20 protein-coding genes and 1 pseudogene are annotated in these 23,916 nt (G+C 69.8%); 12 read left to right on the top strand and 9 right to left on the bottom strand.

The window, feature by feature from the left end:
* Positions 1-189: 189 nt before the first annotated feature.
* The 5 genes from OG928_RS16720 to OG928_RS16700 all read left to right on the top strand — a co-directional run bounded on the left by OG928_RS16720 (position 190) and on the right by OG928_RS16700 (position 5,800).
* Positions 190-1,131: a metallophosphoesterase family protein gene (locus OG928_RS16720; protein ID WP_406284407.1), complete on the top strand. Its 942-nt coding sequence runs from the start codon at positions 190-192 to the stop codon at positions 1,129-1,131.
* 168 nt (positions 1,132-1,299) lie between these two features.
* On the top strand, positions 1,300-1,923 hold the full coding sequence (locus tag OG928_RS16715) for a hypothetical protein (RefSeq protein ID WP_406284405.1): 624 nt from the start codon (positions 1,300-1,302) through the stop codon (positions 1,921-1,923).
* Positions 1,924-2,009: 86 nt separating this feature from the next.
* A complete protein-coding gene (locus OG928_RS16710; protein ID WP_406284403.1) occupies positions 2,010-2,219 on the top strand; it encodes a hypothetical protein in 210 nt (69 codons plus the stop codon).
* Between the two features lie 84 nt (positions 2,220-2,303).
* Entirely contained in the window at positions 2,304-3,824 is a 1,521-nt protein-coding gene (locus OG928_RS16705; protein ID WP_406284401.1) for a flotillin family protein, read from the top strand.
* Between the two features lie 437 nt (positions 3,825-4,261).
* Positions 4,262-5,800: a hypothetical protein gene (locus tag OG928_RS16700; protein WP_406284399.1), complete on the top strand. Its 1,539-nt coding sequence runs from the start codon at positions 4,262-4,264 to the stop codon at positions 5,798-5,800.
* Positions 5,801-5,839: 39 nt separating this feature from the next.
* Here OG928_RS16700 and OG928_RS16695 read toward each other — a convergent pair whose 3' ends face one another.
* Positions 5,840-6,496 carry a response regulator gene (locus OG928_RS16695; RefSeq protein ID WP_406284397.1) on the bottom strand — a complete coding sequence of 219 codons (657 nt, stop codon included), beginning with the start codon at positions 6,494-6,496 and terminating at the stop codon, positions 5,840-5,842.
* Between the two features lie 364 nt (positions 6,497-6,860).
* Here OG928_RS16695 and pdhA point away from each other — a divergent pair, with 364 nt between their 5' ends.
* The 4 genes from pdhA (at position 6,861) to OG928_RS16675 (ending at position 11,911) form a co-directional block, all read left to right on the top strand.
* The gene (pdhA, locus tag OG928_RS16690; RefSeq protein ID WP_406284395.1) at positions 6,861-7,991 is read left to right on the top strand and encodes a pyruvate dehydrogenase (acetyl-transferring) E1 component subunit alpha; all 1,131 of its coding nucleotides are present in this window, start codon (positions 6,861-6,863) and stop codon (positions 7,989-7,991) included.
* Between the two features lie 35 nt (positions 7,992-8,026).
* Entirely contained in the window at positions 8,027-8,992 is a 966-nt protein-coding gene (locus OG928_RS16685; protein ID WP_406291027.1) for an alpha-ketoacid dehydrogenase subunit beta, read from the top strand.
* Between the two features lie 32 nt (positions 8,993-9,024).
* Positions 9,025-10,410 (top strand): dihydrolipoamide acetyltransferase family protein, encoded by a 1,386-nt coding sequence (locus OG928_RS16680; protein WP_406291025.1) that lies wholly within the window; start codon positions 9,025-9,027, stop codon positions 10,408-10,410.
* Positions 10,411-10,633: 223 nt separating this feature from the next.
* A complete protein-coding gene (locus OG928_RS16675) occupies positions 10,634-11,911 on the top strand; it encodes an MFS transporter (protein ID WP_406284393.1) in 1,278 nt (425 codons plus the stop codon).
* Between the two features lie 22 nt (positions 11,912-11,933).
* Here OG928_RS16675 and OG928_RS16670 read toward each other — a convergent pair whose 3' ends face one another.
* A complete protein-coding gene (locus OG928_RS16670) occupies positions 11,934-12,746 on the bottom strand; it encodes a maleylpyruvate isomerase family mycothiol-dependent enzyme (protein ID WP_406284391.1) in 813 nt (270 codons plus the stop codon).
* A gap of 148 nt (positions 12,747-12,894) precedes the next feature.
* On the opposite strand from OG928_RS16670, the gene OG928_RS16665 reads away from it, so the two are divergent.
* Positions 12,895-13,668: a carbon-nitrogen family hydrolase gene (locus OG928_RS16665; RefSeq protein WP_406284389.1), complete on the top strand. Its 774-nt coding sequence runs from the start codon at positions 12,895-12,897 to the stop codon at positions 13,666-13,668.
* 41 nt (positions 13,669-13,709) lie between these two features.
* Here OG928_RS16665 and OG928_RS16660 read toward each other — a convergent pair whose 3' ends face one another.
* From OG928_RS16660 to OG928_RS16650, 3 genes are all read right to left on the bottom strand, one after another.
* Positions 13,710-14,378: a hypothetical protein gene (locus OG928_RS16660; protein WP_406284388.1), complete on the bottom strand. Its 669-nt coding sequence runs from the start codon at positions 14,376-14,378 to the stop codon at positions 13,710-13,712.
* A gap of 11 nt (positions 14,379-14,389) precedes the next feature.
* Positions 14,390-14,959 (bottom strand): SigE family RNA polymerase sigma factor, encoded by a 570-nt coding sequence (locus OG928_RS16655; RefSeq protein ID WP_406284386.1) that lies wholly within the window; start codon positions 14,957-14,959, stop codon positions 14,390-14,392.
* A gap of 112 nt (positions 14,960-15,071) precedes the next feature.
* Entirely contained in the window at positions 15,072-15,623 is a 552-nt protein-coding gene (locus tag OG928_RS16650; RefSeq protein ID WP_406284384.1) for an LURP-one-related/scramblase family protein, read from the bottom strand.
* Between the two features lie 147 nt (positions 15,624-15,770).
* On the opposite strand from OG928_RS16650, the pseudogene OG928_RS16645 reads away from it, so the two are divergent.
* Positions 15,771-17,213 (top strand): annotated as a pseudogene (locus OG928_RS16645) (thioredoxin-like domain-containing protein); the annotation flags it as partial.
* A 127-nt stretch (positions 17,214-17,340) separates the two neighbouring features.
* On the opposite strand, the gene OG928_RS16640 reads toward OG928_RS16645, so the two are convergent.
* The 3 genes from OG928_RS16640 to OG928_RS16630 form a co-directional block, all read right to left on the bottom strand.
* Positions 17,341-17,616, bottom strand: coding sequence for a DUF6458 family protein (locus OG928_RS16640; protein ID WP_406284382.1), 276 nt, complete (start codon positions 17,614-17,616; stop codon positions 17,341-17,343).
* Between the two features lie 113 nt (positions 17,617-17,729).
* Positions 17,730-19,016, bottom strand: coding sequence for a M18 family aminopeptidase (locus OG928_RS16635; protein WP_406284380.1), 1,287 nt, complete (start codon positions 19,014-19,016; stop codon positions 17,730-17,732).
* A 372-nt stretch (positions 19,017-19,388) separates the two neighbouring features.
* Positions 19,389-21,215 (bottom strand): acyl-CoA dehydrogenase, encoded by a 1,827-nt coding sequence (locus tag OG928_RS16630; RefSeq protein WP_406284378.1) that lies wholly within the window; start codon positions 21,213-21,215, stop codon positions 19,389-19,391.
* A 203-nt stretch (positions 21,216-21,418) separates the two neighbouring features.
* Between OG928_RS16630 and OG928_RS16625 the strand changes: the two genes are divergently transcribed.
* Complete coding sequence (locus tag OG928_RS16625) at positions 21,419-21,817, top strand: SseB family protein (protein WP_078976240.1); 399 nt, start codon at positions 21,419-21,421, stop codon at positions 21,815-21,817.
* Between the two features lie 440 nt (positions 21,818-22,257).
* On the opposite strand, the gene OG928_RS16620 is transcribed toward OG928_RS16625, so the two are convergent.
* The gene (locus tag OG928_RS16620) at positions 22,258-23,772 is read right to left on the bottom strand and encodes a peptidoglycan-binding protein (RefSeq protein WP_406284376.1); all 1,515 of its coding nucleotides are present in this window, start codon (positions 23,770-23,772) and stop codon (positions 22,258-22,260) included.
* Positions 23,773-23,916: the final 144 nt, after the last annotated feature.

Genomic DNA, 23,916 nt, shown 5'->3' with positions numbered 1-23,916 from the left:
GCCGCGCGGGTCCGCGCACAATTGAGCGTGGTCCGTTCCGCCGTGCCCACACGCAAGATACGGTCCATGAAACATCCGAATCGGACCCGGTGAACCGCAGCCGAACAGGCACGTTGTGCGTCTTGATTCACAACGAGTGTCGCAACCGCCGCCTTACGCTGGTGCGAAGCTGAAGAAAGGACCCTTCTGGTGAGCAACGTCTCGGCTACACCGGCCCCGATGGGCGCCGCAGCGGAGCAGGACGCCCCGCTGTACGTGGTCGGCGACGTCCACGGTCATCTGGAGGAGCTCAAGGCCGCCCTGCGGGCCAAGGACCTGATCGACGCGGACGCGCACTGGTGCGGCGGCGAGGCCCGCCTGTGGTTCCTCGGCGACTTCACCGACCGCGGTCCCGACGGCATCGGCGTGGTCGAACTCGCGATGAGCCTCGCCCGCGAGTCGGCCGAGGCCGGCGGCAGCACCCGCATGCTGCTCGGCAACCACGAGATCCTGCTGCTCGGCGTGTTCCGTTTCGGCGACCACCCCGTGCCCGTGGCCGGCGGCTCGACCACGTTCCGCGAGATCTGGCTGCGCAACGGCGGCATGCAGTCCGACCTGGACCGCTTCACCGACGAACAGGCCACGTGGCTCGCCGCGCAGCCGGTCGCCGCGGTGGTCGACGGACACCTGCTGATCCACTCCGACAGCAACGCCTACCTCGAGTACGGCGACACGGTCGAAGAGGTCGACAGCGCGGTGTCGGACATACTGCGCACCCCGGACCCGCACTCGTGGTGGGACCTGTTCCGCAACCTCACCCGGCGCGGCGCCTTCATGGGCGAGGTCGGCCCGTACGCGGCGGCCGACCTGCTGAGCGAGCTCGGCGGCCGGCGGATCGTGCACGGCCACACCCCCATCCCGTACCAGACGGGCGAGGACCCCTCGACGATCGTCGAGCCGCGGGTGTACGCGGACGGACAGGTCGTCAACCTGGACGGCGGCATCTACCTCGGCGGTCCGTGCCTGGTGGCGCGCCTGCCGCTGGCGGCGTCCCGACCGAGCGCGCTCCCGAGCGCGCTGGAGGAGACGCAGGGCCGCGAATACGACCTCAAGGGCCTCGGCAGCGATGCGGGTGACGACCGACGGTCGTAGGGAACTCCCTGCCCAAAAGGCGGGAATGCACCCTATCATCAATAGGTATCCGCCTCGTCACCGTCAGGTGCTTCAATGCGGGTCGTTGATCCACCGACTGCTTGCACGGGTCCCCTGACGGGCCCGGCGGACGCGGGAAACGCCCGCGCGCCTCACTCGGGGGATCCGATGCAACACTGGTTTGGAAGTGACGAGCACCGCCGTCAGTACGAGCAGTTCGTCGACGACGCACTGCACCTGGAGGAAACGATCTCCGGTCTGGCGGCGGCACCCAACCTGAACGTCGAGCAACTGCGGACGGCCACGTTGGACGCGACCCCGTCGATCGCCGACGCGGCGCGCGACGAGTACGACCGCTACGAACGTACAGAGCAGCGTTTCGAGTCGGGGGTCCGGCAGGACTTCGGCGCGTCGATGATCGAGGCCGGTGAGGGCTTCGGGTGGTTCGCGCTCGCGACGGCCATGGCGGTGATCGTGGCCGGGATCTCGGCGGTCGTCTTCCTGATCGTGGGCTACGTGCTGTTGCCGCTCACCATGGAAGACGAGGGCATGCAGCACACGATGCAGCTCGCGTCGCTCGCGGCGGTCGGCATCTCGGCCGGGGCGGCGGCGATCGGGGGACTCGCGATGGTCGCGGTGGCCGCCCGAAACCGGGCCCGTCCGACCGGCGAGGTCGAGGTGTATCTGGCTCGCGAGGAATGGCGACGCGCGATCCTGCACCGGGGCATCCTGCCGTTCATGCGTACGCGCCTGCGTGAGGTGTCCGACGAGGGCACCACGCTCCTGGGCTGACGGGCCGTCGGCATCGGCCCTCCCGTGCACCCGCGGCGAAAACGGGAGGGCCCGATCGGGGCGGCGGGACCGGGTGGGGCCACACAATGGGCGACATGATCGGCAAACGCGGCAAGGTCACCGGGGGAATCGGTCCCGGGTTGGTGGGCGAGGTCATGGTCGAGGTGCGCGGTGGGGTCGAGGCGTTCCTCGCGTACTCCGCGCTGCCCGGGGAGGAACACGGCCCCGGCTCGCTCGTGGTGATCGTGGAATACCTGCCGCCGCGCACGGTGTACGTGGCCGCCGCGTTCGGGTGAACCGGCGCGAACTCCCCATGGGGAGCTCCCTCTTGGCGTGCACTCGCGGTACGAGGACACTCCGAGACAAGCCAACGTGGGGGGATGCTCGTGCTCTATACCGTGCTCGTCGTGCTCGGTTTGCTGGTCGTAGCGGTGGTCGTCTTCAAACTCATGTGGCGGGTGGCCGAGCCCAACGAGGCACTGGTCATCTCCGGTTCCCGGCACCACACCGAGGGCCTCGGCGAAGGCATGGGCTTTCGGATCGTCACCGGCCGCGGCACGCTCGTGCTGCCGTTCGTACAGGCCGTGCGCAAGCTCTCGCTCGACCTGAACGAGGCCGAGCTGTCCGTGGAGTGCGTGACCACGCAGGGCATCCCGCTGCGGGTGCAGAGCGTGGTGATCTTCAAGATCGGCGACGACTACGTCTCGATCGCGAACGCGGCTCGCCGCTTCCTCGACCAGCAGAAGCAGATGGAGTCCCGGGTCCGCAAGGTGCTGGCCGGACACCTGCGCTCGATCGTGGGCGGGCTGACCGTCGAGGACATGATCCGCGACCGGGAGAAGCTCACCGCGCACGTGCGCGCGGCCTCGGGGTCGGACATGGAGAAGCTCGGACTGATCGTCGACAGCCTCCAGATCCAGGAGATCGACGACCCGACGGGCTACATCAAGAACATGGCCGCGCCGCACACCGCGGCGGTGATCCGGGACGCGCGCATCGCGGAGGCGCTGGCCACCCGCAAGGCCACCGAGGCCGAGCAGGACGCGAAGGCACGGATGGCCCAGGCCACCCGGGACAGCGAGATCCAGCAGGCCGGCTACCAGGCCGAGCGGGACGAGGCCACCGCGCGGTCGCGGCAGGCGGGCCCGCTGGCCGACGCCGCCGCCAAGCAGGAGGTGGTGGTCCAGGAGACCCGGGTCGCCGAGTTGGAGGCCATGCGGCGCGAGCAGCAGCTCCAGGCCGACGTGCGCAAGCCGGCCGACGCGCAGGCGTACGAGACGCGCACCCGGGCCCAGGCCGAACGCGACGCGCGGATCTCGGCGGCCGAGGCGAACGCCCGGGAGACCGAGTTGGCCGCGATCGCCGACGCGGAGGCGACCAAGGTGCGCGGTCTGGCCGCCGCCGAGGCCACCCTGGCGACGGGCAAGGCCCAGGCCGAGGCGGCGAAGGCCAAGGGCCTGGCCGAGGCGGCCGCGATCGCCGCCCGGGCGGCGGCACTGGCCGAGAACCAGGAGGCCGTGGTCGCCCAGCAACTCGCGGAGAACTGGCCGGAGATCGTCCGAGCCGGCGCCGAGGCGTTCGGCAACGTCGACCACATGGTCCTGCTCAACGGCGGCGACGGCATGGGCGACCTGTTCGCCAAGGCCCTCACGATGGGCGGTACGGGTTTGGGCATCGCCCGCCAACTCCTGGCCGGCGGCACGGGCAACGGCACCAAGCCCGACCCCACCCACAACGGCACACCGACCCCGAAGGCGGTCCGAGTCGCGGTGGACACGGACTCCGCCCCGGAGCCGAACCGGACCCCGGACTCGGACCTGGACCCGGCCCCGGACTCGGACCCGGCCCCGGCTTTGGCTTTGGCCTCGGCCCCGGAGCACGAGAAGCACGACCACCACTGACCCATAGGCGCCGCCCGGGCCGATGTCCCCCGGCCGGCGATCGTGGACGAACCGGCACTCGGACGACTTGCCCCGGAAGCAGCCGTATCGAGGTGGCGGTCGACCCGGCGGGTAGCCGGACCGACTCACCGAACATCCCCAGTGCCGATGTGCCGACCGATGTCCTGTCCCGACCGGCCCTTCGCGCCTCGGCGCGCGGGGCCGGTCGTTGTCGTACGTCCCCGCGCCCCACCCCGAAGGCGGGAAAGCCTCTCGGCCGGCTGCGCGAGATGGGCTTCATCCCGCCGTCGAGTTCGCGGATTCGCCGGCGAACCGGGCTCGGCGAGCTGCTGATTGCGGAATGTCGCCACGCGGCCGCATGGACAACGTCTAGCCTGATATCAGGTCACATCAGCGAGTCTTCGCTACGTCGGTGGATGCGCAATAAAGGGGACAGCATGCGTGAACTGTATGCATGTCAGCTCTTGCTGGCTGATCGTCAAGTGCCCCCTGCTGTGGCACTGGAGCGGGCTGAAGGACTCGTGCGGGAGTGGATTGCCCGCCCGGCCAAAATAGATCCCGAGATTCTCCGCGACGGTCATTTCAAGTCCGAGGACGGACATGTGACATCGTCCGCAAGATATGATTCGGTGGATAGCAGCCTTTCCGGCTGGACGTGCATATGGCGTTTCCCCGACGCCGAGGATCCATCAGTGAGATGGTGTCTGGACCTGGCCCTGTCAATGGACGGGGATGCCATCTGTGCAACATTCCGCATCGGGCTTCAGTCGGCCGGTCGGGATTTCCACTTGCGGAGACCCTCCTATCTATTTTCCTCGCCGGCAATCGTCCGCACGCTGTTACGTCAATTCGAGGTCGTCGATGCCGGATGGCCGGTCACTCCCGATTTCAACGCGCTCCTGGCCGGCGACATTTCCAAGTTCTTCGAGTGGCTGACGGACAGTCGACGAGCACTTCCTGTCATCGTGGTGACCAAGCACCCTTCGACGGGCCGGCCCCTGGTCAACCCGAAGGTGCTGGCCAAGGAAATGGCGGGGGTCGCGCACGTCGTCGTGCTCGCGACACACCTGGCCTCTCTCGCCCTGAGCGACCGGGCCGGCGCCCAACGATCAGTGCGGCAAGGCGCCGTGCGGTTGTACTGGCCCAAGTTCGACGTCGAGGCAGATCCTCGGGACCACAAGCTCTGGATCGCGTCGCGGCTCATGACGGATGGCAGTGCACTGGTCGACGAACTCAGGAGATTGCTCGGTTCGGTCAGTGCCGCATCCGTTCCGGAGAATGCGGTCATCGATCGGATCCGACTCGCGCGCCGACGCCAAGTCGCTGCCAGCACCGAGCTTCCGGAATGGGTTCGCGAGTATCTCGACAGCACGGATGCCGAGCTTCGTTCGCTCAGAGACGAGCGGAATGAACTCAAAAGCTCCCTGGCGATCGCCCTGTCGAACCTCGCGGCCATCAGCGAGCAGTACGATCTCGAACAACGAAATGTGTCCTCTTCGTCTTCTGCGCACAGCACGTCCGGCTCGACCGGGGGAGTTGATATTTCACAACTCGCGGTAATCGATGCGTATGATCGAGCAAAAGCTGAGATCGGCGACGATCTTGTTTTTCTGCCCAGTGCGGACGACAGCATCAGAGATTTTGTCAACTATAAGGACACCAGTAAGCTTTTCCAGGCGATTCTGCATGTTGCGGAAGCCGGTCGCAAATGGAGAGAGCAGACGATGGGTCAACCCTTCGGCGAGTTCTTTTCCGCCCATGGATATCGCTATTCTGCGCGCAATCCGGCTGCCCACGACAGACGTCACAAGCGCCACTACCAGGTCAGGTACAAGGGCAGGACGGTAACCCTGGGACCCCACCTGAAGGTTGACGAGTCGACCAGCCCGGACCAGTGCCTGCGCATCTACTGGTACCTCGACAGTGACGAGAAATTGCTCGTCATCGGCCATGTCGGACGTCATCTACCGGATTGATCGGGGCCGGACGAGCGCGCCGGCCCGGCCCGCCGAGGGCTACCGCCTCCGTTCCGCCTTCTGGCGGGCCACGTATGCCGCTGCCTGGGTGCGGCGTTCCATGCCGAGTTTGGCCAGCAGGCTGGACACGTAGTTCTTGACCGTCTTCTCGGCCAAGTGCATCTCGGTGCCGATCTGGCGGTTCGTCATGCCCTCGCCGATCAGGTCCAGGATGCGGCGCTCCTGGTCGCTCAGGGCGGCCAGGCGCTCGTCGCCGCGGTTGCCGCCGCGCAGCCGTTCCAGCACGCGGGCGGTCGCCGCCGGGTCGAGCAGCGACTTGCCGGACGCCACGTCGCGTACCGCGCCGACCAGGTCGGAGCCGCGGATGTCCTTGAGCACGTAGCCGGACGCGCCCGCCATGATCGCGTCGAACAGGGCCTCGTCGTCGGAGAACGAGGTGAGCATCAGGCAGCGCACGTCGGGCAGTTGCGAGCGGATCTCCCGGCACACCTCGACCCCGCTCCCGTCCGGCAGCCGGACGTCGAGCACCGCGACCTGCGGGTGGGTCGCCGGGATGCGCACGAGCGCCTCGGCGGCCGTACCGGCCTCGCCGACCACATCGATGTCGTCCTCGATGGACAACAACTCGTGCACGCCGCGGCGGACCACTTCGTGGTCATCGAGGAGAAATACCCGAATACTTCCCTGATCAGTCACTTGTACAGGTTCCCACGGGGACCGCCCAGGGGCCTTGCGGCACCCCGGGAAGGGGCGTGTCGGGCGCGACACGCCGGCCTTTTGTCGAGGGTCCACAAAGGGCAACTCCTCGTTCGGGCCGGTCGCCACTACGTATGGGCGGGACTGGTGGGTAACGTTGCGGTGTGCGGTTTCCGAACCGCATGCCTGTGCGCAGGTGCCACCCGGATTCACCCGGGAATTCCTAGGAAATCCTAGGAAGTACAGCCACCAATCGCCGTGTCTGCACATCAAGGTAGCCGCGCACACCCCGCGCGGAACCGGGCCCGGCGATCCGGACCCGGTCCACGGCGACCCCGCGGACCGGACAGACGGAGGAGAGAACGTGGCAGTGGACAGTAGGGACGGGACATTGTTTCCGCCCGATTCCGGAGCCGGTCCAGAACTGATCCAGTTGCTCACCCCCGAGGGCGAGCGCGTCGAACACCCCGATTACGCGATCGACCTCTCCGACGACGAATACCTGAGCCTGTACCGGGACCTCGTTCTGGTGCGGCGCTTCGATGCCGAGGCCACCGCCCTCCAACGGCAGGGTGAGCTGGGCCTTTGGGCCTCGCTGCTGGGCCAGGAGGCGGCCCAGATCGGGTCGGGACGAGCGCTGCGCTCGGACGACTATGTGTTTCCCACCTACCGTGAGCACGGTGTCGCGTGGTGTCGCGGCGTGGACCCCTTGAACCTGCTCGGGATGTTCCGCGGCGTCAACCACGGTGGTTGGGATCCGCGCGAGAACAATTTCCACCTCTACACGATCGTCATCGGCGCGCAGACGCTGCACGGCGTCGGATACGCGATGGGCCGGCAACGCGACGGAGGCGATTCCGCGGTCGTCACGTATTTCGGTGACGGCGCCTCCAGCCAGGGCGATGTCAACGAGGCATTCACCTTCGCGGCCGTGTTCAACGCACCCGTGGTGTTCTTCTGCCAGAACAATCAATGGGCGATCTCGGAACCGACCGAACGGCAGATGAAGGTGCCGCTGTATCAGCGCGCCGCGGGATTCGGTTTTCCCGGAGTTCGGGTGGACGGAAACGACGTCCTCGCCTGCCTCGCGGTGACCAGGGCCGCACTGGCCCGGGCCCGGCGCGGCGAGGGCCCGATGCTGATCGAGGCGTTCACCTACCGAATGGGCGCCCACACCACCTCCGACGACCCGACCCGCTATCGGCTGAGCGCGGAACTCGAGGAGTGGAAGCACAAGGATCCGATCGAACGGCTCAAGGCGTACATCCACAAGCGTGGGATCGCCGACCCCGCGTTCTTCGCGGCGCTCGAGGCCGAGAGCGAGGAACTGGGCAAGCGCGTGCGCAACGGCGTGCGGACGATGCCGGATCCGGATCCGGCGGTGGCGTTGTTCGAGCACGTGTACGCCGACGCGCACACGCTCGTGGATCGGGAACGGGCCGAGTTCGAGGCTTACCACGCGTCCTTCGTCGACGCCGGGGAGGACGGGCACTGATGGCTCCCGCACAGTCGACGGGCACGGCCCGTCAGATGTCGCTGGTACAGGCCCTCAACGCGGGTCTGCGCAAGTCGCTGGAGACCGATCCCAAGGTCCTGATCATGGGTGAGGACATCGGCAAGCTCGGTGGCGTCTTCCGGGTCACCGACGGCCTGCAGAAGGACTTCGGCGAGGACCGGGTGGTGGACACCCCGCTCGCCGAGTCCGGCATCGTCGGCACCGCGATCGGCCTCGCCCTCGCGGGCTACCGGCCGGTCGTGGAGATCCAGTTCGACGGTTTCGTGTTCCCCGCGTTCGACCAGATCGTCACCCAGGTCGCGAAGATGCACGCCCGGTCGCTGGGCTTCGTGAAGCTGCCGATCGTGATCCGCATCCCGTTCGGCGGCGGCATCGGCGCGGTCGAGCACCACAGCGAGTCGCCGGAGGCGTATTTCGCGCACACCGCCGGGCTGCGCGTGGTGTCCTGCTCGAATCCGGTGGACGCCTACTGGATGATCCAGCAGGCCATCGAGTCCGACGACCCGGTGATCTTCCTGGAGCCCAAGCGGCGCTACTGGACCAAGGCCGAGGTGGACCCGACCGCCACGCCCGACCCGCTGCACGGGTCGCGGCTGGTGCGCTCGGGTGACGCGTGCACGGTGGTCGCGTACGGGCCGATGGTCGCGACCTGCCTGGAGGCTGCCGCGGCGGCCGCCGAGGAGGGGCGTGAGCTGGAGGTGATCGACCTGCGCTCGCTGTCTCCGCTGGACTTCGACGCGGTCGAGGAGTCGGTCGAGCGGACCCACCGCCTCGTGGTCGTGCACGAGGCGCCCTCGTTCCTGGGGATCGGCGCGGAGATCGCCGCGACGATCACCGAGCGGTGCTTCTACCACTTGGAGGCGCCGGTGCTGCGGGTCGGCGGCTATCACACGCCCTACCCGCCGTCCCGGGTCGAGGAGGAGTACCTCCCCGACCTGGACCGTGTGCTCGATGCCGTCGACCGCTCCCTGGCCTGGTGAGGAACCACGTGTCCGAGGTGAAGAAGTTCCTGATGCCCGACGTCGGCGAGGGCCTCGAAGAGGCCGACATCGTCGCGTGGCACGTCAAGGTCGGTGACGAGGTCAGCGACGGCCAGGTCATCGTCGAGGTCGAGACGGCGAAGGCGCTCGTCGAACTGCCCTGTCCGTTCGACGGGGTGGTGACCGAGCTGCTGGCGGGCGAGGGCGAGACGGTCGCGGTCGGTACGCCGATCATCGCGGTCGCTCCGGCCGGCAGCGCCGTACCGGCTCCCGCGCCCGTACCGGCTCCCGCTGCGGAGCCGGCCGCACCGGCCCCAATCCCCGCGCCCCCCGCGCCGGCCGATCGCGGCCAGGCCCTCGCCGAGGACCTGGTGCCCGAGCCGGCCGAGGCCGCGCCGGCGGCGAAGAAGGACGCCCGCACGGCGGTCCTGGTCGGCTACGGCGTCCGCACCACGACCGGTCGGCGCCGGCCCCGCAGGACCGACACCCCGGTCGTCCCGACCGCGAACGGCTCGGCCGCCCGCGGACCGGCCGGCGGCGGCTCGATCGTGCTCGCCAAGCCACCGGTCCGCAAGCTGGCCCGGGACCTGGGCGTGGACCTCGCGGCGGTGCGCCCGTCGGGCCCCGGCGGGACGGTGACGCGCGAGGACGTACACGCCGCCACGCGGCCCGAACCCGCCGTCGCGTTCCCCGCGACGCTGCCGGGCGAGACCATCGCGGGCGAGCGGCGCGTCCCGGTCAAGGGCGTCCGCAAGGCGACCGCCCAGGCGATGGTGGCGAGCGCGTTCTCCGCGCCGCACGTCACCGAGTGGGTGACGGTCGACGTGACCCGCACGGTCAAGCTCGTGCGCAAGCTGCGCGAGTTGCCCGACTTCGCCGACATCAAGGTGAGTCCGCTGCTCGTGGTCGCCCGGGCGCTGCTCGTGGCGATCGCGCGGCACCCGGACGTCAACGCGTCGTGGGACGAGGACAACCAGGAGATCGTGATCCGCGACCGGATCAACCTGGGCATCGCCGCCGCGACGCCGCGCGGGCTGATCGTGCCGAACATCAAGAACGCGGGCGCGAAGAGCCTGACCGCGCTGGCGAGCGCGCTGACCGAGCTGGTCGCGACGGCTCGGGACGGCCGTACGTCCCCCGCCGACATGGCGGGCGGCACGGTCACGATCACCAACGTGGGCGTGTTCGGGGTGGACGGCGGTACGCCGATCCTCAACCCGGGCGAGGCCGCGATCCTGGCGGTCGGCGCGATTCGCGAACAGCCGTGGGTGCACAAGGGCAAGGTGAAGCCTCGTCAGGTGGCCACGCTGTCGCTGTCGTTCGACCACCGCATGGTGGACGGTGAGTTGGGTTCGCGCGTGTTGGCGGACGTGGCCGAGATGCTGGAGCGGCCGAAGCTGCTCTTTGCGCGTGGCTGACGGCTGATCGCGGCCCGGCGGCCGGCGATGCCGGCCTCGAACGCCGGCCGGGCTTGAAAACCAAGCCCGGCCGGCGTTTTGCGGACGAACCGGCCGCGGGTCGGCCGTGCCTTCCGAGGGCCCGGTCGCATGTATGTCCGGGGGCGCCCCCTAATGTCTATGTACTGTGAAGCCATCCGCGAGCACAGCCCCGTCCCGGCCCGGTGGAAAGATCGCCTGGATCATGTGGGCGGTCGCGGCTTCGGTATACGTCGTCGCGGTGTTCCATCGCAGCAGCCTCGGCGTGGCCGGCATCGACGCGCAGGAGCGGTTCGACGTCTCCGCGTCGCAGCTGTCGCTGTTCCCGATGCTGCAACTGCTCGTGTACGCCGGCCTGCAGATACCCGTCGGCGCGCTGACCGACCGGTTCGGCGCCAAACGGGTCCTCACCTGCGGACTCGTGCTGATGACGGCGGGTCAGTTCACCTTCGCCTTCGCGCACGGGTTCACCGGCGCGGTGTTCGCGCGCGTGCTGGTCGGCATGGGCGACGCGATGACCTTCGTGAGCGTGCTGCGGGTGGTCTCGGTGTGGTTCCCGTCGCAGCGGGCAGCCGTGCTCACCCAGTTGACCGCGCTGCTCGGGATGGCCGGCAACCTCGCGAGCGCCACGCCGCTGGCCGGCGCGCTGCACGCGTTCGGGTGGAGCCGCACGTTCGCGGTCTCGGCCGGGATGGGGGTCCTGGTACTGCTCGTGGTCCTGGCGGTGCTGCGCGACCACCCGGACGGGGTCGTTCGGGCCAGGCCGGTCGGCGGGCCCGGCATGTGGTCCCAGGTGCGCGCGGCGTGGGCCGAGCCCGGCACCCGGCTCGGGTTGTGGGCGCACTGGGCGTGCGGATGCCTGCCCCAGGTCTTCCTGATGTTGTGGGGCTTCCCGTTCCTGGTCGAGGGCCAGGGCCTGTCGAAGGGCACCGCGAGCACGCTGCTCACCGTGGCGATCGTGATCAACATGGTCGCGTGCCTGGTGGTCGGCCCGCTGATCACCCGCCGCCCGCGCAGCAAGCTCCCGTTGTGCGTCGGCATGCCCGTGCTCGCCGGCCTGCTGTGGGCGGCCGTGCTGATCCCGTCCGAGCCCTCGCCGCTGTGGCTGCTCGTCCTGCTCGCGCTCGTGATCGGCCCGGGCGGCGCGCTGTCCCTGGTCGGCATGGAGTTCGCGCGCGCCGGCAATCCGCCGCACCGGCTCGGCACGGTGTCGGGCATCGTCAACGTCGGCGGGTTCGCCGCCGCGACCCTGTGCCTGTTCGCGATCGGCCTGGTCCTGGACCTGGTCGAGCCCGGCGACGGCGCGCACAGCCTGGACGCCTACCGGGTCGCGATGGCCGTACAGGCGGTGCCGCTGCTGCTCGGCGTCGGCCTGGTCGTGCACTACGCCCGCCGGGTCCGGGCCAAGGGCCGGTCGCGCGACGCGGTGTGTGTCGTGGCGCGGCGGCTGCCGGAGCGCGAGAGCGTCCCCGACGCCGGCTGACGCCGCGCCCGACACCCACCGGTCAGGGCGTGACGGCCATACAACCCAGGATCCGCTGCGCGAGGTCGGGATCGCCCTCGATCTTCACCTCGGCACGGCCCGCGGACACCCGCCCGCACATCAGCCGGACGAACGTCTCCCAGTCGGTGGACAGCGTCACCAGCGGCCCGAGCGGGACCTGCCCGTCGAGCCGGCCCCGGCCGTTCTCGTCGACCGTGACGGTGCGCATGAACTCGACCGCCCCGGTCACGTCGAACACGACGGACGCGCCGGCGGGTGCCTTCGCGTCCTTGGCCACCACCCGGGGCAGCCCGGCCAGCAGGAAGTCGCGCGTGATCAGCGCGGCGGGCGAGTCCAGGTTGCCGGGCGCGCCGATCGCGCGCCGTACGTCCTGCTCGTGCACCCATACGTCGAACACGCGTTGGCTGAGCAGGAAGCGGTAGGGGACGCTGCGGCCCATGATGCCGCGCACCTCGTCCTCCGGGCCGCGGTCGGACTCGTCGAGCATCCGGCGCCGACGCAGGATCACGTACTCCAGCTCGCCGGTCATCTCCGGCGAGGTGTGGCAGCGCCGGACATCGACGGGTATTTCCGTGTAGCGGCTGAACTCGTCGTGCACGTGCCGCAGATCACGCGGCAGCGTGTGGATGGGCCGCGGATCGCCGAGCAGTTCGAGCTCGATCCCGATCACATGCGACACGATGTCGCGGACCGACCAGCCCGGACATTCGGTCGCGCTGCTCCATCGGCCCTCGGTGAGGGTGGAGACCAGATCTTTGAGGGAGCGTACCGAGTGCTCCCAAGCGTCGGCGTGCGTTTTCAGGTCGTTGGTCACGTACTACCTCTTGTCGCTGCGTCACCGGTCGACTGGACGGGTGCGACCGCTGCTTTGACGTGGTCCGGGATCCTTGCAGGCACGTTACGCTGCCACAGATCCCGCGGTCAGCCCGTTCGCGGGAAGTAAGCGCTGGTAGGTGAGGAAAGTGCGCGTTTCGCTCGTACAACTCGACGTCGATCCGGCGGTCCCCGCCGAGGACCGCCTGGCCGAGGTCTCCGCCCTGGTCCGGAGCCGGAGCGGCGATCACTTGGTGGTGCTCCCCGAGCTGTGGCTGCACACCGGGTGGGTCTACGACGGCTGGGCGTCGGGTGCCGAGGGCGTACACGGCCCGGTCGCCCAGGCCATGGCCCGCGCGGCGCGCGACGCCGGGGTCTGGCTGCACGCGGGCAGCATCATCGAGCGCGGCGCGGACGACAACCTCTACAACACCTCGCTCGTCTTCGACCCCGACGGCGCGCTGCGCGGCACCTATCGCAAGATCCACCGCTTCGGCTTCACCGGCGGCGAGGCCACCCTCATCTCGCGCGGCACCGAGACCGCGCAGGTCCGCATGCCGTGGGCCGAGGTCGGCCTGGCGACGTGCTACGACCTGCGCTTCCCGGAGCTGTTCCGACGCATCCTCGACGCGGGCGCCGAGGTGCTGGTGATCCCCGCCGCGTGGCCGGCGCGGCGGGTCGAGCACTGGCGCGTGCTGGCCCGCGCCAGGGCGATCGAGAACCAGATGTTCGTGCTCGCCTGCAACGTGACGGGCAGCCAGGGCGGCCAGGCGATGGGCGGTCACAGCATGGTGATCGACCCGTGGGGCGAGATCGTCGCCGAGGCCGGTGCCGAACAGACCGTGCTGACCGCCGAGATCGACCCGGCGTTGGTGGCCAAGACCCGCGAGGACTTCCCGGTCCTGCAGAACCGGGTGTTCTGAGCCGCCGAGCGGGCCGCACGGGTGAATACACCTAGGGCGCCCTAGAGGTGGATGTTCTTGAGCTCCTTGCCCGCCGCGTCGTACGCCTTGAGGTCGTACGCGGGGTCGGCCTTGCGCGAGGTCACCACGAGTACGTAGACGCGCGTGGTGGGGGCGATCTGCACGGGGCGGATCACCACGGGGTCCTTGTGTCCCTTCCAGGTGACCTCCAAGTGGTCCACGTCGGGCGACACCTCGGCCTGGTACACCGCCGCGAAGAGGTCGTCCTCGCCCACGACCGGTCCGGTGGTGCCGCCACCGCCGAACCGGTTCCGGTCGGCCGCCTTGTCCTGCTCGGTCCGGCCCGGCGTGCTGCCGCACATCTTCAGCGTCTCGGTGAACACCTGCTTCTCGACCTCCTCGAAGCAGGTGCGCTCCGAACCCTCCGTCCAGGCCCGGAACTTCCACGGCTTCCCGGCCACCACGCCCGCGGCCACGATGTCGGGACCCGCGCCGGGCGGCCTGGTGCCGCCGTCGACGGAGACGATGTCGGTGGATCGGCCGTCCTCGTCCAGCACACCTCCCGCGATGACGGCACCGCCGCCACCCACCACCAGCGCGGTCGCCAGGGTCGCCCCCACCGTGAACCCGCGCCACCGGCGCTTCCTCGACCGCTCGATCGCCACCTCCGCCGACGGCGGAGTCAACTCGGTCGCCTGGATCTCTGCCATGAAGGCCTCCCTCAGTGCGGTGCCGTCGTCGGCCATGGCCGCACCTCCGTATCCGAAGTGGAAGGGGTATCCGTCTGACGTGGGATCAGATCGGCGAGTTGGGGGTCCTTGCGGAGTTGGGCGAGGCCCTTGAACGTCTGGCTGCGCACCGTACCGACCGTGCACCCGAGGATCTTCGCGACCTCGGACTCGGACCGGTCCTCCCAGTGCCGCAGCACCACGGCCGCCCGCCGCCCGGCCGGCAGCCGGCTCAACGCGGCCATCAGCACGCTGCGTTGGGCCACGGCCGAGGTCGGATCGGGCCCCGCCCGATCCGGCAGGCGGTCGGTCAGGAACTGCCGGACCCGGCGTCTTCGGGTCCGCGACAGATTGACGTTCACGAGGATGCGGCGGACGTAGGCGTCCGGATTCTCCGCCGCGCGCACGCGCTCCCACGCCGTGAAGACCTTGGTGACCGTGGTCTGGGCCAGGTCCTCGGCCTCGTCGCGATCACCGCACAGCAGGTACGCGGTGCGCACCAGGGCCGTGCGGTGTAGCTCGACGTAGGTTCGGAACTCGTCTTCTTCGCTTCGGGATCTCAACCGTGCCCCCTTCCACCCGTAAAGACAGGGGGGAAGGGGGAAATCTATGCCGCGCCTCGAACTCGATTTCGAGCGGCGTGCCCACCGATCGCTCGGCGTCGATCCGTGCGGTTCAGTCGTCGTCCTCGCTGCTCAACCGGTCCACGCACACCGCGATCGCGATGATCAGCGCGTGGTCCCACCCGGGCGCGATGTCGACGCCGTACGTGTCGCGCACGCGCAACCACTTGCGGGTGATCTGCGCGACCGGCCCGTTCGGGCCCGAGATCCCGTACTCGTGGTGGAACATGTCGCCGCGGACGGACAGTTCGAGCCCGATCGCGAGCTCCACCTCGAACGCCTCGTGCAGCGGCGTGAACATCTTCTTGCGCACCGTCGCGACCGTTTCGCCGGTCGAGTCCTCTACCTTCATCGCGTGGTGGATCGTCATGATCTTCTTCTTCACGGTGGCGAGCACCGTGCCGGCCGCGTCCTTGAGCTCCAGCCGGTCGTGCAGGGTCAGTGCCTTGCCGTCGACGAGATAGACCTTCTCGCCGTCCTCGGTCGTGACCCAGAAGTCGTCGCCGATCGCGAACATCTTCTCGCGCACGAGATAGCGGCCGGGAGCTACTCCCGGATACACCTGGGCTCCGTCGTACTCGTCCCCGAACACTGCTGCCTCCACGGTCGCGACACGTTGTCGAGCAGACTTCCCCGTTCGACGGCGATCAGTCGTGCGGGCACTGTCCGGATACGCCCGGTTGGGTGGGGTGCGTCCCGTACACGCCCACGGCGGCCGACTGTGGCCGACCCGGATGGTTCACTTCGGATCATGAGCAGCTCCGCGCGCCGAGCCCGGGTCCGGGCCCCCGAGTTGTCCGGTTCCGGCGGCTGGATCAACACCGAGGGGCCCGGCCCGACCCTGGCCGATCTGCGCGGGCGGATCGTGCTGCTCGACTTCTGGACGTCGGCCTGCGTGAACTGCCACCACGTGCTGGAGGAACTGCGCGACATCGAGGACCGCCACCGCGACGTGCTCACCGTGATCGGCGTGCACTCGCCCAAGTTCGAGCACGAGGCCGAGCACGGCACGGTCGTGTGCGCCGTACAGCGGCACGAGGTGCGGCACCCGGTCCTGGACGACCCCGAGCTGTCCACCTGGAAGCAGTACGCGGTGCACGCGTGGCCCACCCTGGTGGTCGTCGACCCCGAGGGCTATGTCGTCGCACAGTTGTCCGGTGCGGGGCACAGCACCGAAATCGAGGCGCTGATCCGCGATTTGACGGCCGAGCACGAGGGCAAGGGCACGCTGCGCCGGGTCCCGGAGGAGTACGAGCGGCTCGAATCGCCGCGCACCGACCTGCGCTTCCCGGGCAAGGTGCTGCGGCTGCCCTCCGGCGCGCTGCTGGTCGCGGACACCGGCCACCACTCGCTCGCCGAACTGTCCGACGACGGCCGCACGGTCCTGCGCCGGATCGGTACCGGCCGGCGCGGCATGCTCGACGGCGGCCCGCGGCACGCGATGTTCGCCGAGCCGCACGGGATGGCCCTGCTGCCCACCGAGGTCGCCGCGCACGTGCGGTACGACATCGTGGTCGCCGACACCGCCAACCACGCCCTGCGCGGCGTCTCGCTGGCCACCGGCTCGACCCGGACGGTCGCGGGCACCGGGCGGCAGTGGCGGAGCGGCGCGTCCGACCACGGCGCGGCCCGCTCGATCGATCTGTCCAGCCCGTGGGACCTCGCGTGGTTCGGCGGCCGGATCATCGTCGCGATGGCCGGCGTGCACCAGCTCTGGGAGTTCGACCCGGTCGGCGAGGGGGTCGGCGTGCTGGCCGGCACCACCGACGAGGGGATGGAGGACGGCCCGGTCGACACCGCCAACTTCGCCCAGCCCTCGGGCCTGGCGGTCTCGCCGGACCGGCACACGTTGTGGATCGTGGACGCGGAGAGCTCGGCGCTGCGCCGGCTGGTCGACGGCCGGATCGAGACGGTCGTCGGCCGCGGCCTGTTCGACTTCGGTCTGCGGGACGGCCCGGCCGACCACGCGCTGTTCCAACACCCGCTGGGCGTCGATGCGTTGCCGGACGGCTCGGTGGTGGTCGCGGACACCTACAACGGCGCGCTGCGTCGCTACGACCCGGCCGACGGGTTCGTCTCCACCCTGCTGACGAGCCTGGAGGAGCCGGCGGCGGTGGTCGCCGACCTCGACGAGGAGCTGTACCTGACCGTGGTCGAGTCGGCGGGGCACCGCGTGCGCCGGCTGCGCATGCCGCACACCTGAGCGGCGCTCCCGGGTGCTGCTCTCGGGTTGCTCCCGGGCCGGACGGCGACGACCGCGGCCCGGAGCGGGAGGGGAAGGACTCCGGGGCCGCGGTCGTCAGGGGGCGGTGGTCGTGGTCTCAGCGCCGGTAGTAGCGGCGGGTCGGCCGTTCCTGGACGACGCGCTCGACCGGCGGCTGCTCGATGTAGCCGTCCACCGGCGGCGGGCCGGGGTTGAGCGACGCGTCGCGCTGCCGCGGCGCCCATACGACGAGGAACATCGCGATGCCGACGACGCCGGCGAGCATGAGCACGATGCCGACGATGTCCAGGTTGAGGCCGGACACGCTCCAGTCGGTTGCGAAGGTCAGGATCGCGCCCACCGCGATCAGCAGGATGCCCGCTCCGATGCCCATGAGTCGTTCACTCCGATCCGCTTGCGTGCGGCGGGTTTTCGCTGTGCCCGATTGTCTGTCGGCTCGCGTCTACCCGGAGTGTCGCAACCCATGCGAACGGATTCGGAACGCGCTCAGCCCGCCAGGAAGGCGGCCGCGGCGGAGGCGAGCAGGTGCGGGTCCTCGGCGCCGCACAGCTCGCGCGACGAGTGCATCGACAGGCACGCCGCGCCGACGTCCACGGTCTCGATCCCCAGGCGGGTCGCGGTGATCGGGCCGATCGTGGTCCCGCAGCCCATCGAGTTGATGCCGACGAAGGTCTGCCACGGCACCCCGGCGCGCTCGCACGCGGCGGCCCACACGGCCCGCCCGCGCGCGTCGGTCGCGTAGCGCTGGTTCGTGTTGACCTTCAGGATCGGGCCGCCGTTGGGCACCGGGTGGTGGCCGGGCTCGTGCCGTCCGACGTAGTTCGGGTGCACCGCGTGGCCGACGTCGCTGGAGAGGTGGAACGAGTCGGCGAACGCGCGGGCCCGGTCGTCGAGCGACCCGCCGCGCGAGCTGACCACCCGGGTCAGCACGGTCTCCAGGAGCGGCCCGGCCGCGCCGGTGGTCGACTCGCTGCCGGTCTCCTCGTGGTCGAACGCACCGAACACGGGGATGTGCGCCGCACCGTCGTGCGCCGCCGCGAGCAGGGCCGCCAGGCCCGCGTGCACGGACAGCAGGTTGTCCAGGCGGGCGGCCGCGAGCAGTTCGCCGTCGCGGCCGATGTAGGCCGGCTTCTGCACGTCGTGGACCATCAGGTCCCACCCGGCGACGTCCTCGGCGTCGACCCCGGCCTCGTCCGCGACGAAGCGGATCAGCGCCCCCTCGTCGATCTTGCCGAGCCCCCAGATCGGGGTCATGTGCTGCTGCTTGTCGAGCTGGAGGCCCGCCTCGTTGACCGTGCGGTCGAGGTGGATGGCGAGCTGGGGCACGCGCAGCAGCGGGCGGTCCACGAGGACCAGGCGCTCGGTGCCGTCGCGCAGCGCGATCCGCCCCGACAGCCCCAGGTCGCGGTCGAGCCAGGTGTTCAGCAGCGTGCCGCCGTACAGCTCGACGGCGACCTGCCGCCACCCGGCCGCACCGGTGTCGGGGTGCGGCTTGACCCGCAGCGTGGGCGAGTCGGTGTGCGCGCCGAAGATCCGGAACCCGCGGGTGACCTCGGTGCCCTCGGGCACGTACCAGGCCACGATCGCACCGCCGCGCAGCACGTACCGCCCGCCCGCCTCGCCGTCCCACGCGGCCGTCTCCACGAGCCGCCGAAAGCCTGCGGCCTCCAGCCGCTCGGCCACGTTCGCCGCCGCGTGGTACGGGGACGGACTGGCTCCGATGAACTCGATCAGGTCGTCGGTGTGGGTCCGGTCGAACCGGCGCGAGGTCATACACACTCCAAGGTCCACGGCGGCCGCCGCGAAGATCGTTTCGGGCACTCCGCCCCCGAGACTACGCCCGCCAAAACCACGAGACCGCCCCCCGCCCCCGACACGGGAGGACGAAGGACGGCCTTGAACAACCCCCACCGAGCCCCCCACCCCCGGTGCGTCAGCGCCCACCGACGGCGCCACGCTCGGGATCGACGAGCGAAGCGAGGAGAGCGGCGGAGCCGCGAGGTAAGACGTCGTGCCCCGGAACGAAGTGGAGGGGCACGACGTCACGAGCGAGGCGCCGCTTTTTGCGGAGGAGCGAAGCGGGGGAGCAAAAAGCGGCGCCTCGCGAGCCGGCGGCGAAGCCGCCCAAAAAAAGCAGCCGCCCAATCAGAAAGCCGCTTCCGGCAGCTCCATGATCGCGTTGTCGATCTCTTCCACCATCAACCGCTGCGGCGTGAGCAGCGGCAGGATCTCCCGCGCGAAGTGCTTCGCGGCCGCGACCTTGCCCTGGTAGAACGCCTCGTCCCGACCCGGCGTCCCGCCCAGCTTCTCCAGCGCCACGCTCGCCTGGCGCAGCAGCAGCCACGACACCACCAGGTCGCCCGCCGCGATCAGCAGCCGCGTCGTGTTCTGGCCGACCTTGTAGATCGAGTCGATCTCCTGCTCGGACGCCATCAGCTGGTTGATCATCGCGGCGACCATGCCCTGGACGTCCTCGGCGGCGGTCGCGAGCAGCTTGACCTCGGCGGCCAGCGCGCCCTCGGCGTTCGCGGCGATGAACTCCTGGATCTCGCCGGCCACGACGGTCAGCGCCTTGCCCTGGTCACGGACGATCTTGCGGAAGAAGAAGTCCTGGCCCTGGATCGCGGTGGTGCCCTCGTAGAGGGTGTCGATCTTGGCGTCCCGGATGTACTGCTCGATCGGGTATTCCTGGAGGAAGCCCGAGCCGCCGAAGGTCTGCAGCGACTGAGCGAGCTGCTCGTACGACTTCTCCGAGCCGTAACCCTTGACGATCGGCAGCAGCAGGTCGTTGACGCGGTCGGCGGTCTCGTCCGTCTCGCCGACGAGCGCGGCACCCTCGATCCGGTCCTGCCACGAGGACGTGTACATCACGAGTGCGCGCATGCCCTCGACGTACGCCTTCTGGGTGAGCAGCGAGCGGCGCACGTCGGGGTGGTGCGTGATGGTCACGCGCGGCGCGGCCTTGTTCGTCATCTGCGCGAGGTCGGCGCCCTGCGCGCGCTCCTTCGCGTACTCGAGCGCGTTGAGGTAGCCGGTCGACAGCGTCGCGATGGCCTTGGTGCCGACCATCATTCGGGCGTACTCGATGATCTTGAACATCTGCGCGATGCCGCTGTGCACCTCGCCGACGAGCGTGCCCACCGCGGGGACGCCGTGCTCGCCGAAGGTGAGCTCGCAGGTCGTGGAGACCTTGAGGCCCATCTTGTGCTCGACGTTGGTGACGAAGGCGCCGTTGCGCTCGCCGAGTTCGCCGGTCGCCTGGTCGAAGTGGAACTTCGGCACGACGAACAGCGACAGGCCCTTGGTGCCGGGGCCCGCACCCTCCGGGCGCGCGAGCACCAGGTGGATGATGTTCTCGGTCATGTCCTGGTCACCCGAGGTGATGAAGCGCTTGACGCCCTGGATGTGCCAGGTGCCGTCCTCCTGCTTGATCGCCTTGGTCCGGCCCGCGCCGACGTCGGAGCCCGCGTCGGGCTCGGTCAGCACCATCGTGGAGCCCCACTGGCGGTCGACCATGTGCATGGCGACCTGCTTCTGCTCCTCGGTGCCGAGCGAGTGCAGCACCTGGGCGAAGTCGGGACCGGCCGCGTACATCCACAGGGCAGGGTTGGCGCCGAGCACCAGCTCGGCCACCGACCAGCGCAGCGAACGCGGGCAGTTGGTGCCGCCCATGTTCTCGGGGAGCGCGAGGCGCCACCACTCCGAGTCCATGTACGCCTTGTACGACTTCTTGAACGCCTCCGGCAGCGTGGCCGAGTGCGTCGTCGGGTCGAAGACCGGTGGGTTGCGGTCGCCCTCCGCGAAGGAATCGGCGAGATCGTTGACCGCGAGGCGCTCGACCTCTTCGAGGATCGACCGCGCGGTGTCGACGTCCATGTCCGCGTACGGACCCGTGCCATAGACCTGCTCGCGTCCGAAGACCTCGAACAGGTTGAACTCCAGGTCGCGGAGATTCGACTTGTAGTGACCCATGACAGGCTCCGCCCGTGGTTGCGTCTGGTGAACTGCGCTGACTGAACTGAACTGAACCCAGTGTACTGGTGAGTAACATAATGATCGTACCCATGGGTAACTTTTTCAATGCCCGTGAGGTTCCCATCCGGTTACCACCAGGTACATGTGACCGTCTCGATGGAGGGCTCAAACCCGGGCCCCGGACCCGCTAGCCTCGTGGTGTGTACGGCTACGCAACGGAAGAACCCCAGGCCCGAGCGGAAGCGCCGGCGCTCACCGACGCCGTGCGCGCGTTCGCCACGGGTGTCATGAACGGCGAGGACTTCCAGTCCATCTTCATAGCGTCCAAGGTCTTCTGCCCGAGAGGTGATCGCCCGGGTTTCCTGGCCCTGCACAACACCCCGGAACCGGTGATCCCGATGTTCAGCTCGCTCGCCGAGCTGAAGAAGTACGCCGGCGAGGAATCCCGACACTTCACGGTGACCGGCGCGGAGGTCCTGGACCTGCTGCCGAACGGCTACGGCTTCGTGCTCGACCTGGACGGCGAGCACCGCGTGATGTTCGACGCGAAGGCCATAGAACAGATGATCGCCTTCGCGATGCGCCGGATGTACGGCTGACGCGATCGACCGAACCGCCCGGATCGACACCCACGCGTCACCCGGATGAGCGGGCCCGCCCCCGCACCCGCGCCCGCTTTCGGCAGGCGGGGTGCGGTCGCCACGTCGGAAGTGCCGAGCAGAATCCGACAGGCACCGAGTGGCCTCCGCGGACCGGGAGTTCGCGGCTTCGCCGGCTCGGTGTCCGAGGTCGGATGCGGTGGTCGGATCAGGCCGGGCGGTGGCCGTGGTTGGCTCTGTGCTTGCGGCGGGACTTGCGCTTGCGGGTCTTTTTCGACATCGCGCCCCCTTGTTCGTCGTGCCGCATGGTTACCCGAGGGCGGACCCCGTCCATGCTCGGAAGCGGGTTGTGGCGTAGTGATGCCGTTCTTCGGGGTGGCGGCTTTGCGTCGGGGGCCGAGGAGGTCGTCCAGGCTCATCGGGGGACGCCTCCCCGCCCGTCACGGGCGCGCGCCCACGGCGCCGGGGGCGGCGTCCTTGCGGGCCGCGCCGACCACGACGCGGTCGGCCGCGTCGAGCGCGCCGCCGCCGACCGGTGCCACCTCCACATACCCGTCGCCGGAGGTACCCGGACGGATCTCCACCCGCCGCTGCGCGCCGCCCTGGTCGAGCACTGTCACCACGGTCCGGCCGTCCGCGCCGGCGGAGACCGCCGACACCGGCACGACCAGGACGGGACCGCCCGACGAGGCCGCCTCGACGGTCAAGCGGACGTCCTGACCGGCCAGTTTGGGATCCAACGCCGCGGCGGGCACGACGATCATCGCGTAGCCCCGGCCGCCGGCCGACATCGGCGCCGACGCGCCACCGGCGCCCTGGGCGGCGCCCTCCTCGTTCGCGGCGGCCGGGGCGTCCGCGATCGACCGGACCTCGCCGGCGGCCTCGATCCCGGACAGCTCCGACAGGATCTTCACCTTCAGGCCGGGCCGCACCAGGCCCTTCTCGTGCGGCGCCAACCACCCCTTCACGACCAGGTCCCCGGCCGACACCGTCAGGGCCTTGTCCTTGACCTCACCGCCCACGACCGCCTGGACCGCGTCGACTCTGGCCGGGAAGCGGCTCAGGAACACCACCTCGGCGGCGGGCAACATCGCGCCCGACTTCGCCTTGAGCTCGGTGAGCGCGTTCTTCGCCTTGGTCAGGTCCTCGCTCGCGTAGCGCACCTGCTGGGCCGCGGCCTTCGATGCGTCCGCCGCACCGGAGGCGGGTGGCGACGTCGCACCGCCCGCCTTGGCCCCGTCCCGGGCCTGGGCCAACGCCCGTTCCGCGCCCGTGACCCGCTCCTCGGCGGCCTTGATCGCGTCGTCCCCACCCGCCGCCGGCGCGTCGTACCCGGTCGCCTTGTAGAACGCCGCCACGGCCGCCTTCGTCCCGGCCCCGTAGGTCCCCGCCTTGTCCGTACCGACCTTGTACCCGAGCCCTTTCAGCGCGACCTGCAACTGCTCGACATCGCGTCCCTCGCCACCCGGCCGCAGATCCCGATACACCGGCAACTCCCCAGGCAACACGAAGACCGGCCGCCCGGACACCTCCAGCAGCACCTGCCCGGCCTTCAGCACGTCCCCGGCTTTGACCCGAACCCCGGTCACCACCGGCTTCGTCGCCCCGCCACCGTCCTTGCCCCCGCCGACGGACACCTGCGGTGCCACCGTGACCGTCTGTCCCGCCGTCACCGTCCCCCGCAACACCACCGTGTCGGTGAGCACCCGCCGCTCCACCACCGCCGAGATCACCGACGATGCGGGCGCCTTGGCCGCTGCGGCCTTCTCGCCGGGCGACTTGACGAACCGTGCGGCCACCCGTCCTCCGCCGGACAGCACCAGGGCGGTCACGACCAGCCCGATGAGGATCCGCCGCCGTCGGGCCTCGGGCGTGGGCCCGGGGGCGAACTCCGGTTCGCCGGGGCCGAGTTCGGGACCAGGGGTCGTTCCGATGAGAATCCTCGCTTCGATCACACCGACAAGGGCCGCCGACCAGGCAACCGGAGACAACACTGCCAACGCGAAGGTGTACCCCGCACGGGAAGTGCGTTTTGGCCGGGGAAGTCGGTCACCTCCCGGCGAGCACGCGGGCGGCGTTGCGTGCCGAATTCGTCAACC

This window comes from Embleya sp. NBC_00896 (genome assembly GCF_045207785.1).
Taxonomy (GTDB): Bacteria; Actinomycetota; Actinomycetes; order Streptomycetales; family Streptomycetaceae; genus Embleya.
This window is presented reverse-complemented; position numbering and strand designations above follow the sequence as displayed.

Excerpts from the sequence above, each read along its gene's own strand:
- OG928_RS16700 (WP_406284399.1), top strand. The coding sequence starts at position 4,262 with ATGCGTGAACTGTATGCATGTCAGCTCTTGCTGGCTGATCGTCAAGTG.
- OG928_RS16640 (WP_406284382.1), bottom strand. The coding sequence starts at position 17,616 with ATGGGCATCGGAGCGGGCATCCTGCTGATCGCGGTGGGCGCGATCCTG.
- OG928_RS16680 (WP_406291025.1), top strand. The coding sequence starts at position 9,025 with ATGCCCGACGTCGGCGAGGGCCTCGAAGAGGCCGACATCGTCGCGTGG.
- OG928_RS16685 (WP_406291027.1), top strand. The coding sequence starts at position 8,027 with ATGTCGCTGGTACAGGCCCTCAACGCGGGTCTGCGCAAGTCGCTGGAG.
- OG928_RS16705 (WP_406284401.1), top strand. The coding sequence starts at position 2,304 with ATGCTCGTGCTCTATACCGTGCTCGTCGTGCTCGGTTTGCTGGTCGTA.
- OG928_RS16710 (WP_406284403.1), top strand. The coding sequence starts at position 2,010 with ATGGGCGACATGATCGGCAAACGCGGCAAGGTCACCGGGGGAATCGGT.
- OG928_RS16635 (WP_406284380.1), bottom strand. The coding sequence starts at position 19,016 with ATGACCTCGCGCCGGTTCGACCGGACCCACACCGACGACCTGATCGAG.
- OG928_RS16715 (WP_406284405.1), top strand. The coding sequence starts at position 1,300 with ATGCAACACTGGTTTGGAAGTGACGAGCACCGCCGTCAGTACGAGCAG.
- OG928_RS16660 (WP_406284388.1), bottom strand. The coding sequence starts at position 14,378 with ATGGCAGAGATCCAGGCGACCGAGTTGACTCCGCCGTCGGCGGAGGTG.
- OG928_RS16675 (WP_406284393.1), top strand. The coding sequence starts at position 10,634 with ATGTGGGCGGTCGCGGCTTCGGTATACGTCGTCGCGGTGTTCCATCGC.
- OG928_RS16630 (WP_406284378.1), bottom strand. The coding sequence starts at position 21,215 with ATGGGTCACTACAAGTCGAATCTCCGCGACCTGGAGTTCAACCTGTTC.